Below are 15,651 nucleotides of genomic sequence, written 5' to 3' on the forward strand. Positions count from 1 at the left end.
GGGAAGAAACACGTCCAGGCCGTGCTCGCTCTCGCCCGCCGACGTGTCAACGTTCTGTGGGCTCTGATCCGTGACCGACGGTGCTATCAAGTCGCGCCTCCAGTGACTACGGCCGCTTGACGACAGCATTAGGAAGCGGGGCCGCGGGACTGGTCCGGCTGCGGGCCGGGAACCAGCGGCTGCTGAAGGCAGAGGAGGCCCGTTCCGGTCGTCGGACGTCATCTGCCCCGCGCCCAGCCGGCCCCTCCGTACCGGATCTGGCCGTGCGTGACTTCACCGCGAAGTCGTTGAACACCCGGTGGTGCGGCGACATCACCGGCTGTGTCCGGCCATGGTCATCGGCATCTGCTCGCGCCGCGTGATCGGCTGGTCCATCGCCGACCAACACGGACTTCCAGGGAGGAACCCCTCCACCAGCGACGCCTCGACTCGGAGGAGCTGTTCTGCCGGTCGGCCTACTCGGTGATGGGCGAGGCCAGGCCGCGTTCAGAAACTCGTCCGCTCTGTCTCCTGTGGTACCGCGTATCCAGGCACAGAAGGCCATCGCAGGGTCAGTACCACGGAGTCATCTTCAGCGACCCAAGAGTGATCCACTCCCTGCCCCCAAACGACATAGTCGCCCAGTTCTTCCAGCAGCACGCTACGACCGGGGAACTCCATGCGGAAGCGACCTGAGATGAGAACCAGGAGAGCCGTACGCACCTCGCCCTCAACCCATTGCGCTCGTTGGTCACCGCGTGGATGGACGCCCCATTTGACCTCCACGGCGTGGCTGTGGCGAGGATCTCCGTGCTCCCTGAAGTGGCCGAGCAGCCATCCCCGGTCCATTGTCGCGTCCTTGCCTGCATTGCCTACGTACACGCGGTCTTCCATGCGCCCGAACGCTAGCAGTCGACCACTGTCTTGATCGGCAGAGTGATCAGCACGTACGGAACAGGGCGCCGAACAATCGGAGACCGGCGTCGGCCCACATGGCCAAGTCGAATTTCATTCACGCGAGTATTTCGGCATGTGCTGGGCGAGAATTCACCGGAGGGCCTCGACCAGCAGACTCGCGGCCGCCGCCGCTCCGTCGGTACGGATCCTGGTGCCCAACTCCCTTGCCCGCTCACGGGTCTCGGGTGCCAGGGCCGTCTTGAACGCGGCGCTCAGGGACTCGACGGTCGGAACCGGACCGTCGAGTGCCGCACCGATGTCCAGGTCCGCCACCCGGCCGGCCCAGTACGGGTTGTCCGACATCTGGGCGGCTACCACCACTTGCGGCACGCCCGCCCGGGCGGCCGTCGCTGTCGTGCCCGCGCCGCCATGGTGCACCACGGCGGCCACCCTGCCGAACAGACCCTGGTGGTTGACCTCGCCGATGGCGAAGCAGTCGTCTCGGTCGTCGACCAGGCCCAGGTCCGCCCAGCCGCGGGAGACCAGTGCGCGGTGACCCTGTGCGCGGAGCGCCTCGATGACCCCGCGGGCGATGTCCTGCGACGGGCTCATGCTGCCGAAGCCCACGTAGACCGGCGGATCACCCGCCTCCAGGAACGTCACCAAGTCGGCGGGGAGCGGGCGTTCGTCCGCCAGGCTCCACGCGCCCGTCTGTATCACGTCGAGGCCCGGGGTCTCCCGCCACGGTCCCAGGGCCGGGTCCGCCGCCAGCCACGGCCGGCCGGTGAAGACGTGGTCGCGGACGTTGTCCACCGGTGGCAGACCGATCGTTGCCCGGTGGCCGTTGAGCGCCTCGCCGAACTGCGCGTTCACGTGGTGGGCGTCCAACTCCCACAGCGTCCGGTTGTCGTTGACCTCCGGCTCCGGCCAGCCCGGCCGTGGCGGCGGAGCATGGTGCGGCGACGGCAGGTGGACCGCCGCATAGCTGGCGTACACGTAGCGGATGCCCGCGGCCTCGGCCACGGACCGCGCGGCTATCTGCGCCAGGCCGGCCGCCACCAGCGCGTCACATCCGTCGGCCGCTGCAGGGTAGATGTCGAACTGTGTGTCAACCAGCTCGGTCCGGTACCGGGACAGGTCCGCCGCCGACGGCAGAGCCGTCCCGCGCATCAACTCCCGCACCGGTGGGCCGACAGGCACCAGTTGTACGCCGAGACCGTCCAGCCGCTCCGCGAACTCGTCGTCCGGCGGGGCGCACATCCGCACCTCCGCACCGAGCTCCCGTAACCGCACCGCGAGTGCCACGAGCGGTTCGACATCGCCACGCGTCCCGTATGTGGACAACAACACCCGCATTCTGCGCCCTCTTTCGTTCTGTCTTCCCATGCGTTTCGGCCCGTACCCGCCCAAGCTTCGCGCAGGGCCCGTTGACAGCGATGCGTCGGTCGTAAGGAATATGCGGCAGCAGTGTAAGTCGCGTGGTGCTGAATGCGGCGGTGATCCCCGGACCAAGGTGATGATCGAGTTGATTGACGCTGCATCTCGCCTGGAACCGTCCTCGGTGGCTACGGTGAGCGCCGGCGTGCCTTCCAGGCCGGCTCCCGATCGTCAACACAACCTGAGAGCTGCTGAATGCATAGTTCGTCAGTGTTCATCCCTGATGTTTCGGTCATCTTGCCCTGCGCTGGACTCGGAACGCGATTCAGTGCGCCCTACTCGAAGGAGTTGCACTGTCTGGCTCCTGGGGTCACGGTCCTGGATCGCAGTCTGGAGGCCGTTGTCAAACTGGCCGAAAGCGGACTCAACGTGCGCCTGGTCGTCGTATTCGGGACGCACAAGTTGGACACGGTGCGTTATCTCGCACGGTACGCCGAGACCTTTCAAATGGTCTTTGTCTACCAGAACGAGTCACTTGAACCGGGTCTCGACGGAGCGATCCGGTCCGCCCTGCCTATGACGCACGGGCCGGTGGCCCTTGTCCTGCCTGACATCGTTGTTTCCGACGCGGACAGTGCCGGCAGTCTCCTCACCGCGTTGCTGCACGTAGAGGTGACGGGTTGGAGCGTCGTGGCCGCCGAAGAGCGGGATCCCGACGTACTGCGGCAGATGGGCGCGCTGGCCGTGGTCGAGGCGGGCGGCTTCTCGACGGTGGGCGCGGCCACCGACAAGCCGACGGATCCCTCGGGCTTCAACGCGTTCTGGGGCATGGTCGCAGCCACCGAGAGCGAGGCCCACAAGTTACCCGACGTGGTGAGAAGAGGGGCGGACAGCCCACTGGCCGGTGCGGTCGCTCTCATGGTGGAGGGAATCATCAACTACAACACTCCTGCGGGCTGACACAGCCGCCGTGACCGCCGCGCCGGCCAGGTACTTCAGCATCCGGTTCATGAACGGGCAACTCCCCGTGGAACACGGCCCCTTACGACCACACAAGGCGCCAGATCCTCTTCGCTTCCCAAGCCGAGAGCGGGAGTCCGGGTCTCGGCACCTGGTCCAGGAAGAAGGCCCGGGGCGCCGGCCCGGGCCTTCTTGTGGTTCTCGGGATTCCCTGCGGCGCTCACCTCACCGAGGTGGGCCGCCCGGCCGTCTCGCCGACGCCTGTGCCGGGTGGGTGGGTGTCAGGCGCCGAGGCCGTAGAGCTTGAACTCTTCCCAGGAGCCGGAGATGGTGGCGGAGCGGGCGCGCAGGGCGTACTGGAGCGAGCCGCTGTAGCTGTTCTCCATGGTGACGAAGAGGCCGTTCAGCGTGGACTGGAACGCCCAGCGGCCGAGCTCCTCGTGGTAGTAGAGGTAGAACCGCTCCCAACCGCCCACGCTGGTGGAGCGGGCGCGCAGCACGTTCTGCGCGCTGCCGGTGAAGTTCTTCTCGACCGCTACGTAACGGTCATTGGCCAGGGACTTCAGCGCGACCGTCCCGGTGGTCTCGTCCCACTCCAGGGCGAAGCCCTCCCAGGAGCCGGCGTACTCGGCGGAACGGGCCCGCAGCACACCGGTGTTGGGGGCGGGGTACGTCTTCTCCGTCGCGACGTACTTCCCGTTGCGGACCGACTGCACGGCCAGCAGATCGGGCTCCTCGGCCGTCGTGGAGACACCGTCGCCGGCGGCGAGCGGCGCCTGCCGGGCGTCCGTGTGCTGGGCGATGCCCGGCAGTTCGGTGCCGTCCACCGCTTCCCACCCGCTGGGGACGGCCGTCGGCCGGTCGGCCTGCGGGGCGGCTCCGGCCGCGGGTGCGGCCCAGGCGGAGGCCGCCAGCAGAGCGCTGAGGGACAAAAGGACAGGGGTCATGCGTCGCACAGCTCTTCCTCACCCTTCGTGAAACGGATTCCGGGCACGGCGAGACAGTGGGCCCGCGATGGGTTTCCGCTCGTTTCTCGGGAGATCTACGGAACAAGCAGCGCCGGCCGCTTCACGCGCGCAGGGAATTCCCGGCCGCGCGGCGGGGCCCCTTCCGTTTCTCTCCGCACCCCCGACAACTGCGATCAGCGCCCCTCCCCGGGCGCTTCGGCAGCCGCTGCGCCATTCGGCGTAGCCGCCTCAGCGTAAACGGTGGGCGTGGTTTTCGGCAGTGATTTAACGGCGGTTCGGGGGCACTCGATTCGAGTTGCCGGCATTACTGATTCCGCTGCTTTCCGTTCATGTTGATGAAATGCCGTGTTCGCTGTCGTCGGGTCTGCCGGCTTCCCGCTCGTCCACGGCTACGGGCGCAGTGCAGCCGAGTTGCCCTTGGCTGTCTCCATTGCCTTGTGCCGCTCCATCGCCACCTCGAGCAGGATTTCGCGGAGCGTCTCGCGGGTGCTGCCGCGCGTCTTCACCGCGTGGCAGTTGGGGCACAGGGCAACCATCTGACTGGGGTGGTCGCGGCCGCCCAGAGCGAGGTCCACGACGTGATCGACTTCGAGTAGCGGCAGCTTCCGGTCGGTCACGTCGGCAGGCTGCCCCGTGCACCGCGGGTTCTCGCAGCGTCCTTCGCTGCGGTTCAGGACGGCATAGCGGGCGACCTGGGATCGTTTCGGGCTGTGCGTGGTGCGGGAGACCCGCTCGCCATGCGTCTGCGCCTCCCGTAGCTCGACGAGTCTGCAGCCGCGTTCGTACTCGGCCGCGGTGAGCAGCCACTGCTCCGGGCTGCTCCCGGTCGGGCGAGGGGGGCTGTCCACGTCAACGTCCTCAAGACCGACCTCAGCGAGGAGTGGTGCGGGGTCGAGGCCGTCGAAAAAGGTGCCCAGCAGTTCGTCGATCACGGCAAGGCGGGTCAGGGCGGAGTGCCGGAACAGGTCGTACACCGGCTCGGGCAGACCGCCGCGCGGCTGGTTCTCGGCGAACCAGCGGCGCACCTTCCCGTCGCCGTGTGCGGTGGGGACGTCGCCCGCGTAGTCGTGCAGCGTCCACAGTCCTTCGCGGTGCAGAGAGGCGATGGGATAGTCGGGACGCTGCTTCTCCCCCCTCATGCCGTGTCGCGCCAGCAGATCCGCGAGGGCTTCCTCGGTCGCCGACCAGGGAAGCAGCCGGGGCTCACCGCGCAGGGCCCGCCCCATCGCCCAGAGCAGCGTGATGGGCTTGTACAGGGCAGGAGCGCCTGAAGAGCGGTTCGCCTTCACGCTGGTGACGAGATCGATGAGCTCGTCGTGGGTGAGGGCGCTCGCGGGAAGGCCCTCCAGAATGTCGAAGCCCAGCCCCTTCAGAAGTCGGGCAGCGTGCTGTGCGCCGCCGGAGAACTCGCTTGCCATCAGCGGACGTTGGCCGGGCAGGTAGCCGTGTGCGGCTCCGATGATCGCCTTGGAGTCGTAGTGCCGGCCTTCATATGCCACCAGGAAGCGGCGGGCGCGCCGAAAGCCGTAGCGTTCAAGGAATCCCTCGCGTCCGAGCCGGTCGCACTCCTCGATCGCCCTCTCAACCTCGGTGCGGGTTATGTCCGTCAACGCCATGGCAAGAACCCTACGCAACGGGTCCGACCTGTCCGCCTGTGTCTTTCCGGCGGTGGTCAAGGGCGCCGGGCAGAAGAATCAGAGACCAGGGGCTCATGGCGTTGCGACTTGGAGTTCGGGGTCACTGGCCGGACGTGATCGTGTCGGGGCGTCGTTCGTTTGTGGCGAAAGTCCAGCGGTTCGTGGACAGGGGGTCGTGGGGGGTGCTGGTCAGGGGGGCGGTGAAGTCGAAGGGGGTGTGGGTGGTCGTGTGCCAGCCGTGGTGGGTGAGGGTAGTGGCCGAGTCCGGGCGGGGGTCCGGGTCGAACAGGGCGAGCAGGTCGACGCCGATGCGTTCGCGGGCCGCCGTGTAGAGGGGGGCGTTGCGGACCGCGGCCGGCTCGATGCCCTGTTTCACCTCGTACGCGAGGGAGCTTCCGGGGGCGCTGTGGGCGGTGACGGCGGTGATCAGGCGACGTTCCGCGGCCGGTGGGAGGTACAGGAGCAGGCCCTCGGCCAGCCAGGCCGTCGGGCGGGCGGGGTCGAGGCCCGCTGCCAGCAGGGCCTGCGGCCAGTCGGCGCGTCGCAGGTCCGCAGCGATCGTCACGCGCCGGGCGCGGGGCGCGGCCCTCAGCGTGTCCAACGTGCGCTGTTTGAAGGTGAGTACGGGCTCCTGGTCGATCTCGAAGACGGTGCTGCCGGGCGACCACGGCAGGCGGTACGCGCGCATGTCGAGGCCGGCGCCGAGCAGGACCAGTTGGCGGGTGCCCGCCGCGGCGCGGCCCAGCAGGTGGTCGTCGAACACCCGCGTCCGGAGGCCGAAGTAGCGGCCCAGCCTGCCCCACAGGGGGTCGGCGTCCCCGTCGGGCACCTCGTCGGGGCGTACCGGCCAGCCCGCGCAGGCCCGGGCGGCGCGGACGAAGTACTCCGCGTACTCGTCGCGGGCCAGCGCGTCCGGTCTGCCGGTCTCGATGGCCCGCGCGGCGGCCACCATGAGCGCGGTCAGTCCGACGCCCTCCTCGACGCCGTCGGTTTCTGGGGCGGTTGCGGCCATGCCTCCTCCTCGCCGGGGTGCCGGGTCCATACGGCGGTGCGCTCGTGCGGGGTGACCCGGGCGCCGTAGAGGCGGCGCATGAAGCCCAGGATCTGCTCGTCCGGGGTGTGCAGGGCGGTGGTGCAGTCGCCGAGGACCGTGATGTGGAAGCCTTTCTGGAACGCGGTACGGGCCGTGCTGTCCACGCAGACGTCGGTGAAGAGCCCGGCGAAGGCCAGGTGCCCGGTGCCACGGCCGACGAGGTACCGCTCGAAGCCGGCGGACAGGAAGGCGTCGAAGCACGCCCGCTTGGTGAACACCCGCTCCCCGGGCGCCGGTTCGAGCGGCGCCGCGAACTCGGCACCCCAACTGCCCTCCAGGCACCGGGTCGGCCGGCCGCGCCGCTCGTCCCGGCGCCGCCAGGCGGGTCCCTGATGGGCCGGGTCCCCGACGAAGCGGACGAACACCACCTCGGTGCCGTGGGTCCGGGCCGCCGCGACCGCGCGTACGGTGTTGGCGAGGACGGTGCTCAGTGCCGCCCGGTCGCCGGGGCCGCGGGAGGCCGCGAGCGGGCCGGTGCAGAAGTCGTTCTGTACGTCGACGACGACCAGCGCCGTGCCCCGGTGCGCCGCGGACGTCATGATCCGGCGACCGGTGAGGTGCTGACGGGCTGCCCCGCCCGCGCCTCCGCGCCCGGCTCCAGCGCGTCGAGGAAGGCGTTCGCCACCTCCGTCGTGCAGTGGTGGCCGCCGAGGTCCGGGGTGAGGATGCCGGCCCGCCGGACGCGGGCGAGGGCCCGTTCCGCCGCGGCCCCGGCGCCCGGGCAGTCCGCGTGCCGCTCGGCGATCGCGGCGGCGGCCCGGATGGCGGCCACAGGGTTGACCAGGTCGCGTCCCGCCAGGTCGTCGGCCGAGCCGTGCACCGTCTGGTACTCGACCAGGCCGTGTGCGTCGGGGTGGAGATGCACATTGCGGGTGCAGTGGTCCTCCTGGCGTCCGGCGCCGAACCGGTCGAGCAGCACGACGTGCATGATGTCGGCCCACTCGTTGCCCGCCACCAGGACCGTACGGTCGTCCGGGCCGTGCGCGATCAGGTTCCGGTTGACCGTGTCCGGCTGGAGGACCCGTACGTCGATGCCGTGCCGGTCGGCGAACTCGGCCGCCCAGTCGTCCAGCGCACCGTCCAGCAGATGGAACTTGTACGCCATGACGATCCGGTCCGGCCCCTCGTCCGGCCACTCCCGCCGGGCCCGGCGCACCGCGTACTCCAGGACCTTCTCGGTGATCTCCCGGCTGAACTCCGTGATCCGGCGGACCTGTCCGGGCCGGTGCTCGTTGTCCCCGGTGTAGAAGCCCTGCGCCTGGTCCCGGACCAGCAGCATCCTGGCGCCGCCGGCGTCGAACGCGTCCACCTTCACGGCCTGGAGCCGCTGCCGGACGAGGTAGAGGGTCTGGGCGTTGATCGCCGTACGGAAGATCACCCGGGTGCCGGCCGCGGCCCGGCCACGGACGAACCGCTCGTAGTGGTCGGCGTCCTCCCGGGTCAGCCGGCGCGTCTCCGCGGTGCCGCCGCCCCGTGCGGCGGGGTGCGACCGTAAGGAGACGTACGAGTGGTAGGTGCGCGGCGAGCGCACCACCGCGATGTCGCTGCCGTAGGTCCGGGCGAACCGGTCCAGGACCCGCTCGAAGACCGTCGCGATCTCCGCGCCCGTGCCCCGGCCGACGGCCAGGCCGACGATGTGTTCCGCGCTGCTCATGGCGAACCCGGCCCCGCGTCAGGCCGCGGGCCCGGTCCCCGCCCCGGCCCCGGTGACCAGGTGGTCCCCGGGGATGCCCGCCTTGTCCGGTGCGTAGTAGTCCCTGATGCCCTCGACCCAGGTCGGCACGGGGACGAGGTCGTCGGCCGTGGGGCCGAAGGCGTCGAAGAGGGCGTCGATACCGGCGCGTTCGAAGCCGATCGCCGTCATCAGGGCCATGAAGTCCGGGCGTTCGATCAGCCCGTCGTCGTCCGGGTCCCCGAGTGCGGCGAGGGCGCCGGCGAACGCGGTGATCGTGGCGTCGAAGCGCTCGGGCGAGAGCACACAGGCGGTGTACTCCTCGAAGCTGATCACGCCGTCGCCATTGGCGTCCAGTTCGGTGAGCAGTGTGGTCCAGTACCGGTCGAAGGCCGCCCGCATGGCGTCCTTGGCCGGCTGGCCGGCCCGGGGTGCCGCGGCGGCGACCCGGTCTCCCATGAGCGTGAAGTCCTCGGCCTCCAGGACTCCGTTGCCGTTCGCGTCCAGCAGGGAGAAGACGAGGGCGACTCGCTGGGTGGCTTCTGCGCGCATGACTTCGTGACCTCTCTTGACGCCGCATCACGGAGCGGGCGCGGGCGGGCCCGGCGGCGCGCTCCGTACGGCCGGACGTCGCCCGGCCCGAGGGATGCATGTCCGAGTGCCGGGGGCATATGCGATCAAGCAGTATGTTTCCCCAGAAAGATGGAACCATCCTGATTCTGTTGCGTGTTCGGGTGGGGGCGTGCAGGGCGGTGCGCCGACGGAGCGGACGCGGGCGGGGCGGTGTCGAGTCAGCGGGCGGGGCGGTCGCCGGTACGGGGCTCCCGGTCCCGGCGGATCCCGCCTGCGCGGCGGCCGGCCGCTGCCAGGGCCAGCGTGACCGTGAGCGAGGCCGCCGCCATCGCCGTCATCCCCGCGGCGGGCGAGGTGAGTTGGGCCACCGCACCGGCCAGCGCGGCGCCCACGCCCTGCATCGTCAGCATGCCCGCCGAGTGCAGTCCGAGGGCGTGGCCGCTGAGTTCGTCCGGGGTGAGGGCCATCAGCCGCTCCTGCTGGACCAGGCTCGCGCCGAAGCCGACGGAGGCGAGGGCGACGCAGACCGCGGCGAGCGGGACCGCGGGGCGCAGCGCGAACACCGCGTAGGGCGCGGCCAGCAGCACGAGCAGCGGTGTCGCCAGCCGGGCCCGGACCCGCTGCGGCAGCAGCCGGCCGACGGTCGCGTCACCGGCGAGCATGCCCAGTGCCGCGCAGGCGAACAGGGTGCCCGCGGCGTCCGGCGCGTACGACACGTAGAGGGACTCGCAGCCGACGACCAGGCCGTTGGGGATCCACAGGCTCAGGTAGGTCAGGCGGCGCGGACGGGCGGACCACAAGACGGCGTTGGTGCGCCAGGTCGCCGCGACCGACGGGCGGCCGGCCGCACGGGGCGGGCGCGCGGTCAGGCCCAGGCGCAGGACGAGGGCCGCCGCCAGGTGGAGCGCGGTCGCCAGCAGCAGCGCGGTGCGCGGGGAGAGGACGGCGACCAGGACGCCGCCCGCCGCGTATCCGGTGATCTGCATGATCCCGGACATCATGTTGAACACCGAACGCCCCGGCAGATAGCCGTCCTTGGTCAGGATCTCGTTCAGCAGTCCCCAGCGCACTCCGCCGCCGAGGGAGGCGACCAGGCCGAGGGCGAGGACGACGGCGAAGACCGCGGCGATCGGCAGGCCGGGCAGCGCGAGGACCGCCGTACCGGCCGCGAAGGACAGCGAGATGCCCGCCAGCGCGGCCCGTGGGCGCAGCCGGTCGGAGCCGGACAGGAGGAGGGTCGCGCCCAGCACCTGGGCGAGCGACGGGCCGAACATGCTCAGCGCGGACAGCAGCGGCGAGTCGGTCGCCCGGTACACGAGCGTGCCGAGGGCAAGGCCGCTGACGGTCTGGGCGGCGGTGTGCGCGGCGGTGGCGAGGAAGAGCGGGGCGAACTCCGCGGTACGGAAGAGGGTCCGGTATCCCGGCCGAGCGGAGGACGAGCGGTCCGGGGAGGGCCCCGCCGGGGCTACGGGCGGTGTGGGGCTGGTTCGGGCTGGAGGCTCGGTGTGGGGCATGCGGGGAGTCTCGGGGCGGGCGGCGGCGGCCGTTATTGTTTCGCGCTGGTGCGAAACGTCGTACGGGAGGAGGCCGCCGTGGGCTGGTGGCAGGTCAACGCCGACACGCTCGCCGGCAGCCGCTTCCTGCTCTCTCCGCTCGCCGAGACCTTCGCCGCCCTCAAGCTGCTGCACGCGGGCGCGGGGACGCATCCCGGCGAGGCGGAGTGGCTGCGCGTGCATCTGCCCGGGTACCGGGCGCGGCTGGCGGCCGACCCGGTCACCGCGCTGCTGGTGCGGGCCGGTCTGGGCCGGCAGCGCTCCCTCCGGCCGGCGGACGGACGGCGGGGCGGCCGGGAGGTCGAGGGCTGGAACGCCGACTTCCTCACTCCCCCGCCGCGCGACGGAGAGACCTTCGAGGAGGGCGTGGCGCGGGTGCGGGCGGCCCGCCCCGAGGCGGCGCGCGCCCATCTGCGGGTGTCCCTGGCCGGGCCGGTCCCCGTCGCGCTGCTCCGCGACGACCTGCCCGACCGGGCGGCCGGGCTCCTGGAGTACGTCTGGGCCGAGACCGTACGGCCGTACTGGGACCGGCGCCGGCGCGTCCTGGAGGCGGATGTGGTCGCGCGGACCGCGCAGGTGAGCCGGGGCGGCTGGGCGGCGGCGCTGGACGCGCTCGCGCCGGGGCGCACGCGCTGGCTCGGCGAGAACCGGCTCCAGGTGAACCGGCACGAGTACCCGCCCCGGGAGATCTCCGGCGCGGAGCTGGTGTTCGTGCCGGTGACCGTGCGGACCGGCTGGGTGTCCTGGGAGGAGCGGGACCGGTACGCCGTGATCTACCCCTGCGCCGGGGTGCTGACCGACGTACGGGACCGGGCGGTGCCCGCGGGCCTGGGCGCGCTGCTCGGGGCGGCCCGGGCCGAGGTGCTGGTGCTGCTCGGTTCGCCGATGAGCACGACACAGGTGACGGCGGTGACCGGGCAGGGGCTCGGGTCGGTCGGGCGGCATCTGCGGGTACTGCTGGCGGCGGGGCTGGTGGAGCGGCGGCGGGCGGGGCGGTCTGTGCTGTACTCGCGGACCGCGGCGGGTGAGGTGCTCGTCGGGGCGGGGGCCCTTCGGTGACCGCGTAGCGCTCCGCTGGTGGGGCCGTGATGCGTTGTTGGGCGGCTGCGGCTTCGTCGTGGCTGGTCGCGCCCGCGCGGCGGAGCCGCAAATCGACACAGCCCCGCGCCCCTGCGGGGCGCTGCTTAGCATCGCGTTATCCCGGCGCGCTTAGCATCTCGTTATGACGACTACAGACCAGAACGGCTCCGTGTTGAATGTCGAGATCGGTGCCCTCCAGGGGGGTTCCGCGGATCTGCCGCAGTACGCGGGCCAGGCCGTGCTCATCGTGAACGTGGCCTCCAAGTGCGGACTGACGCCGCAGTACTCGGGTCTTGAGCGGCTCCAGGAGCGGTACGCGGCCCAGGGTTTCACCGTGCTCGGCGTGCCCTGCAACCAGTTCCTCGGGCAGGAGCCCGGCAGCGCCGAGGAGATCGCCGAGTTCTGCTCCGCGACCTACGGCGTGTCCTTCCCGATGACCGAGAAGGTCGAGGTGAACGGGGCGGACCGGCACGCGCTGTACGAGCGGCTGGCCGGCTTCGCCGACGCCGAGGGGCACAGCGGCGACATCCGCTGGAACTTCGAGAAGTTCCTGATCGGGCGGGACGGCACGGTCGTCGCCCGGTTCGCGCCGCAGACCGAGCCGGAGTCAGCGGAGGTCGTGGCGGCCATCGAGGGCCAGCTCGGCTGAGCGGCGGTTGACCTTGACCCTGGGGCAGGGCCGAGCGTGCTCGTCACCGGGCGGACGGGCCGCCCGGTGACGCAGGACGGACTGCTCAGCATCGGCGCGTTCGCCGCCCGGGCCCGGCTGTCGGCCAAGGCCCTGCGGCTGTACGACCGTCTCGGGCTGCTGTCCCCGGCGTACGTCGACGAGCTCAGCGGCTACCGCTACTACCGCGCGGGTGGCGGGGCAGCGGACGCTCGCCGAGTACCTCCGTGGACGGCTGTCGGGGAGGAGCTCCGAGATGTACGGAAGGTTCGAGGTCGGGACGGTGGACGTGGCCGAGCAGGTGGTGCGCTCACCGAGACCCGGCACACGCTGGCGGACGTCGTGTACCACTCCGAGGTGTCCATGGAGAGCGACGGGCCCGCGGAGTCGTGCGTGCCGGTGGCGGACGAGGCCGCGGCACGGGAGTGGGTCGCGCGGCACGGGCGGGCCTGGGAGACCCGGGTACGGGTGGAGCCCGCGGCCCGGCTGGCGTTCACCAGGATCACCAAGGCGCAGGTGGCCCACCCGCAGATCCTCGCCGCCTTCGAGGCGGTGGAGGAGTGGCTGGCGGGGCGGCGGCGTACGCGGACCGGACGCGGCGGGAAAGGGGCGAGCCCCCTCGGCAAGGACGGCGAACTGGTCGAGAGGGCTCTGGGTCGAGCTTGTGCAGTTGTAGGTCGTGCAGTTGTGGGTGGCGCGGTGGTGAACTGTCATGTGTGCAGGTGTGACGTGTGCAGTTGTCGTCGGGATCCGGCGGGGTCAGGGAAGCCTCCCTACGCCTTGACCGATGCCACGAAGGCGTTCCACGCGTCGGTGGGGAAGGCCAGGGTCGGCCCCTCGGAAACCTTGGAGTCGCGTACGGCGAGTCCCTCGGGTGCGGGCGACTTGACCTCGACGCACGCCCCGTTCCCTGCGGAATAGGAGGACTTCGTCCACGTCGCCGTGGCGCCCTGAAGCAGTGCCATGTCCACTCCTGTTGCGAGTTTCTGTAGTGCGATTCACGCCAACGGTCTTCCGATTGGCGTGATCGACGCTACTCGCCAACCTCCCCTTGCGGAGGAGTCCTTCACTCAACTGGATGGCATATTCCAGGGGAGCCTTCCGCCGGAGCGAGGGGCACCTGTACGATGCGGCGCCACGCTCGACGGAAGGCTCAACGGGCGTAACTCTTCGCCACATCCGAGATGAACTGCCGGGATTGCTCCACGCTCAGGGACTGTGCCCGCAGATGTTCGTACATCACCGCGTACTTCTGCACATCGTGCGCCTTCTCCAGGTACAGGTCGCTGGTGACACCCTCCAGGTACACCACGCTGGAGTCGGCCGCGTCCGCGAACTCCAGGATCGCGTACTGCCCGTTGAGCCCGGGATGCGCACCGGCCTCGAACGGCAGCACCTGCACGGTGACATGGGGCAGATGGGACATCTCGATCAGATGCTCCAGTTGCTCGCGCATCACGAGTTCGCTGCCGACGAGCCGGCGCAGCGCGGCCTCGTCCAGCACCACCCACAGCCGGAGCGGGTTGTGTTCGGCGCTGATACGTTCCTGTCGCCGCATCCGCACCTGGACCCGCTTGTCGATGTCCTCGGTCGATGTCTCGGGCAACGCCCCGTGCACCAGGGCCTCCGCGTACGCGCGGGTCTGCAACAACCCCGTGACGAGCTGGGGTTCGTACACGCGCAGCGACTCGGCGTCGGTCTCAAGGCCGATGTAGACGCTGTACGGGATGTCCCCGAACGCATGCCACCAGCCCTGCTGCCGCGAGTCCCGGGCCATCTCCATCAAGGAGTCGACTATCCGCTGGTCCTCGACCTCGTACACCCCGCACAGGTCACGGACGTCGCGTTGACTGATGCTGCGCCGGCCGTTCTCCAGCCGGCTGATCTTCGACTGCGACACCAGCAGTCGCTCCGCCACCTCCTCCGCCGTCATGCCCTTGAGCTCACGGAGCCTGCGCAACTCCTGGCCCAGCCGGCGTCGTCTGACGGTGGGATTGACATGGGACGCCACGGAACGTGCACCTCCGGCTGACTGCCTCTACCTGGCACTTTGCGTATCTGCTGTTGAGCAGACTGCCACCAAGGTGCTTACTACCGCTGGGAAACGGTGGATATGCGGCGCGTACGCGTCAGTTCGGGCACAGACGGTCGAGCGGGACGGCGAGACCGGGGTCTCACCGTCCCGCTCGGACCAGCGGCTCCCGAACCGGGTCTGGGGACTGACGGTGCGGCATGCGGTGGTGCTCCGTGCGGCCGGGTGGCGCGCGGTGCCGTGGAACTGCGGCTCAGTGGACCACGGCGCGCGCCATCGAACCGCGGTGCGGCTGCATCGGAACCGCGCGCGCGGGTTCCGCCGCGGGCCGGGCACCGGGCGCGGCCGGCCGGCCGGCCGCGGCGGGGCCGCGACGCGGTGGGGCCACCGCACCGTTCTGGACGTCCATCACGGCGTGCGCCACGAGGCCGCCCATCGGGTCGTGCCTGATCAGATCCCGTAGCCGGGAGCGGGACGAGCGTCCCTCGTTGCCCGGATACAGGTGCTTGCCGAGGCCGACCGCGTGCGCCAGGGCGGCGAGCGCCGCGGTCCGCGGGTCCGGCGGCACGCCGGTGCGGATCGCGGAGTCCAGCCGGGCACGGATCTCCCGGCTGATGGCGGTGTCCGTCGCCTGGTAGCGAGTGGTCGGCAGCACCCCGCACATCTGGCCCGGCACGGCGTGCACCATGCCGCACCGCTCCAGATGCGAGAGGTAGGTCTGGCGGAGCCCGAGACGCGGCCCGCCGATCCAGTGGACGGCACGTACCGGAGCGCCGCGCCTGCGCAGCAGCTCCAACGCACTGTCCAGAGTCGGATCTCCTGTCGGCCGTGGCACCACCACGGCGATACGATCCCCGTCTGGGGCTATCCGTCCGGCCAGCGCCAGCTCCACTAGCTGTGCTCCGGCCAGACCGAGGTCGAGCGACTGCGGCTGTGCAGTGGTACCCGTGGTCGGGTCCAGTGCCAGCAACAGAAGCTCCTCCGGAATTGTTCTGCGGCTCCTGCCCATCCATGCCTCCCCGCGTGGATGAATGACAGGGTGACCCCTCTCACATTGGTCTGTCGAGAGTGCGTGACCGGTTCGTAAGGGAACCGGTAGGTATGTCGTTCTCGTCTACCCCAGGGGTTTGGTCCACGCACAGGACACTGGTACATGGTTCGGA

The 15,651-nt window shown here is 70.6% G+C and carries 15 protein-coding genes and 2 pseudogenes; 5 read left to right on the forward strand and 12 right to left on the reverse strand.

All coding sequences use genetic code 11. The features are described from left to right. Positions 1-200: 200 nt before the first annotated feature. A pseudogene (locus CTZ28_RS48590) lies at positions 201-382 on the forward strand (IS3-like element ISRhosp1 family transposase); the annotation flags it as partial. A gap of 104 nt (positions 383-486) precedes the next feature. Here the strand turns inward: CTZ28_RS48590 and CTZ28_RS48595 are convergent. Together CTZ28_RS48595 and CTZ28_RS24690 are read right to left on the reverse strand one after the other, a co-directional pair. Next, positions 487-873: a cupin domain-containing protein gene (locus CTZ28_RS48595; RefSeq protein ID WP_121891880.1), complete on the reverse strand. Its 387-nt coding sequence runs from the start codon at positions 871-873 to the stop codon at positions 487-489. Positions 874-1,026: 153 nt separating this feature from the next. Further along, positions 1,027-2,232 (reverse strand): glycosyltransferase, encoded by a 1,206-nt coding sequence (locus CTZ28_RS24690; RefSeq protein WP_121891881.1) that lies wholly within the window; start codon positions 2,230-2,232, stop codon positions 1,027-1,029. Between the two features lie 291 nt (positions 2,233-2,523). On the opposite strand from CTZ28_RS24690, the gene CTZ28_RS24695 reads away from it, so the two are divergent. After that, positions 2,524-3,213 carry a glycosyltransferase family protein gene (locus tag CTZ28_RS24695; protein WP_121891882.1) on the forward strand — a complete coding sequence of 230 codons (690 nt, stop codon included), beginning with the start codon at positions 2,524-2,526 and terminating at the stop codon, positions 3,211-3,213. A gap of 281 nt (positions 3,214-3,494) precedes the next feature. Here CTZ28_RS24695 and CTZ28_RS24700 read toward each other — a convergent pair whose 3' ends face one another. The 7 genes from CTZ28_RS24700 to CTZ28_RS24730 form a co-directional block, all read right to left on the reverse strand. After that, entirely contained in the window at positions 3,495-4,160 is a 666-nt protein-coding gene (locus tag CTZ28_RS24700; protein WP_121891883.1) for a fascin domain-containing protein, read from the reverse strand. Between the two features lie 410 nt (positions 4,161-4,570). Then, on the reverse strand, positions 4,571-5,797 hold the full coding sequence (locus CTZ28_RS24705; RefSeq protein ID WP_121891884.1) for an HNH endonuclease: 1,227 nt from the start codon (positions 5,795-5,797) through the stop codon (positions 4,571-4,573). 121 nt (positions 5,798-5,918) lie between these two features. Further along, the gene (locus CTZ28_RS24710; protein WP_121891885.1) at positions 5,919-6,830 is read right to left on the reverse strand and encodes an SAM-dependent methyltransferase; all 912 of its coding nucleotides are present in this window, start codon (positions 6,828-6,830) and stop codon (positions 5,919-5,921) included. Next, the gene (locus CTZ28_RS24715) at positions 6,779-7,450 is read right to left on the reverse strand and encodes a cysteine hydrolase family protein (RefSeq protein ID WP_121891886.1); all 672 of its coding nucleotides are present in this window, start codon (positions 7,448-7,450) and stop codon (positions 6,779-6,781) included. Before CTZ28_RS24715 ends, CTZ28_RS24710 begins: the two co-directional genes overlap by 52 nt. Continuing rightward, complete coding sequence (locus tag CTZ28_RS24720; RefSeq protein ID WP_121891887.1) at positions 7,447-8,565, reverse strand: isocitrate/isopropylmalate family dehydrogenase; 1,119 nt, start codon at positions 8,563-8,565, stop codon at positions 7,447-7,449. Before CTZ28_RS24720 ends, CTZ28_RS24715 begins: the two co-directional genes overlap by 4 nt. Before the next feature lie 18 nt (positions 8,566-8,583). Further along, the gene (locus CTZ28_RS24725) at positions 8,584-9,135 is read right to left on the reverse strand and encodes an EF-hand domain-containing protein (RefSeq protein ID WP_121891888.1); all 552 of its coding nucleotides are present in this window, start codon (positions 9,133-9,135) and stop codon (positions 8,584-8,586) included. Positions 9,136-9,374: 239 nt separating this feature from the next. Beyond that, on the reverse strand, positions 9,375-10,670 hold the full coding sequence (locus CTZ28_RS24730) for an MFS transporter (protein ID WP_259471792.1): 1,296 nt from the start codon (positions 10,668-10,670) through the stop codon (positions 9,375-9,377). Between the two features lie 78 nt (positions 10,671-10,748). On the opposite strand from CTZ28_RS24730, the gene CTZ28_RS24735 reads away from it, so the two are divergent. The 3 genes and pseudogenes from CTZ28_RS24735 to CTZ28_RS24745 form a co-directional block, all read left to right on the forward strand. After that, entirely contained in the window at positions 10,749-11,768 is a 1,020-nt protein-coding gene (locus CTZ28_RS24735; protein WP_121891889.1) for a helix-turn-helix domain-containing protein, read from the forward strand. 163 nt (positions 11,769-11,931) lie between these two features. Beyond that, positions 11,932-12,438 (forward strand): glutathione peroxidase, encoded by a 507-nt coding sequence (locus CTZ28_RS24740; RefSeq protein WP_121891890.1) that lies wholly within the window; start codon positions 11,932-11,934, stop codon positions 12,436-12,438. Between the two features lie 66 nt (positions 12,439-12,504). Further along, positions 12,505-13,050: pseudogene (locus CTZ28_RS24745) on the forward strand (MerR family DNA-binding transcriptional regulator); the annotation flags it as partial. A gap of 179 nt (positions 13,051-13,229) precedes the next feature. Here CTZ28_RS24745 and CTZ28_RS24750 read toward each other — a convergent pair. The 3 genes from CTZ28_RS24750 to CTZ28_RS24760 form a co-directional block, all read right to left on the reverse strand. Continuing rightward, positions 13,230-13,421 carry a DUF397 domain-containing protein gene (locus tag CTZ28_RS24750; protein ID WP_121891891.1) on the reverse strand — a complete coding sequence of 64 codons (192 nt, stop codon included), beginning with the start codon at positions 13,419-13,421 and terminating at the stop codon, positions 13,230-13,232. A gap of 188 nt (positions 13,422-13,609) precedes the next feature. Beyond that, on the reverse strand, positions 13,610-14,467 hold the full coding sequence (locus tag CTZ28_RS24755; protein ID WP_121891892.1) for a helix-turn-helix domain-containing protein: 858 nt from the start codon (positions 14,465-14,467) through the stop codon (positions 13,610-13,612). A gap of 274 nt (positions 14,468-14,741) precedes the next feature. Beyond that, positions 14,742-15,497, reverse strand: coding sequence for a GOLPH3/VPS74 family protein (locus tag CTZ28_RS24760; RefSeq protein WP_121891893.1), 756 nt, complete (start codon positions 15,495-15,497; stop codon positions 14,742-14,744). Between the last annotated feature and the right edge of the window lie 154 nt (positions 15,498-15,651).

Origin of the sequence: Streptomyces shenzhenensis (genome assembly GCF_003688995.1) — a bacterium.
Lineage (GTDB): Bacteria > Actinomycetota > Actinomycetes > Streptomycetales > Streptomycetaceae > Streptomyces > Streptomyces shenzhenensis_A.

What these genes read in the sequence shown, in the direction of transcription:
- CTZ28_RS48595 (WP_121891880.1), bottom strand. Translation starts at nt 873, where the DNA reads ATGGAAGACCGCGTGTACGTAGGCAATGCAGGCAAGGACGCGACAATG.
- CTZ28_RS24690 (WP_121891881.1), bottom strand. Translation starts at nt 2,232, where the DNA reads ATGCGGGTGTTGTTGTCCACATACGGGACGCGTGGCGATGTCGAACCG.
- CTZ28_RS24700 (WP_121891883.1), bottom strand. Translation starts at nt 4,160, where the DNA reads ATGACCCCTGTCCTTTTGTCCCTCAGCGCTCTGCTGGCGGCCTCCGCC.
- CTZ28_RS24705 (WP_121891884.1), bottom strand. Translation starts at nt 5,797, where the DNA reads ATGGCGTTGACGGACATAACCCGCACCGAGGTTGAGAGGGCGATCGAG.
- CTZ28_RS24710 (WP_121891885.1), bottom strand. Translation starts at nt 6,830, where the DNA reads ATGGCCGCAACCGCCCCAGAAACCGACGGCGTCGAGGAGGGCGTCGGA.
- CTZ28_RS24715 (WP_121891886.1), bottom strand. Translation starts at nt 7,450, where the DNA reads ATGACGTCCGCGGCGCACCGGGGCACGGCGCTGGTCGTCGTCGACGTA.
- CTZ28_RS24720 (WP_121891887.1), bottom strand. Translation starts at nt 8,565, where the DNA reads ATGAGCAGCGCGGAACACATCGTCGGCCTGGCCGTCGGCCGGGGCACG.
- CTZ28_RS24725 (WP_121891888.1), bottom strand. Translation starts at nt 9,135, where the DNA reads ATGCGCGCAGAAGCCACCCAGCGAGTCGCCCTCGTCTTCTCCCTGCTG.
- CTZ28_RS24730 (WP_259471792.1), bottom strand. Translation starts at nt 10,670, where the DNA reads ATGCCCCACACCGAGCCTCCAGCCCGAACCAGCCCCACACCGCCCGTA.
- CTZ28_RS24740 (WP_121891890.1), top strand. Translation starts at nt 11,932, where the DNA reads ATGACGACTACAGACCAGAACGGCTCCGTGTTGAATGTCGAGATCGGT.
- CTZ28_RS24750 (WP_121891891.1), bottom strand. Translation starts at nt 13,421, where the DNA reads ATGGCACTGCTTCAGGGCGCCACGGCGACGTGGACGAAGTCCTCCTAT.
- CTZ28_RS24760 (WP_121891893.1), bottom strand. Translation starts at nt 15,497, where the DNA reads ATGGGCAGGAGCCGCAGAACAATTCCGGAGGAGCTTCTGTTGCTGGCA.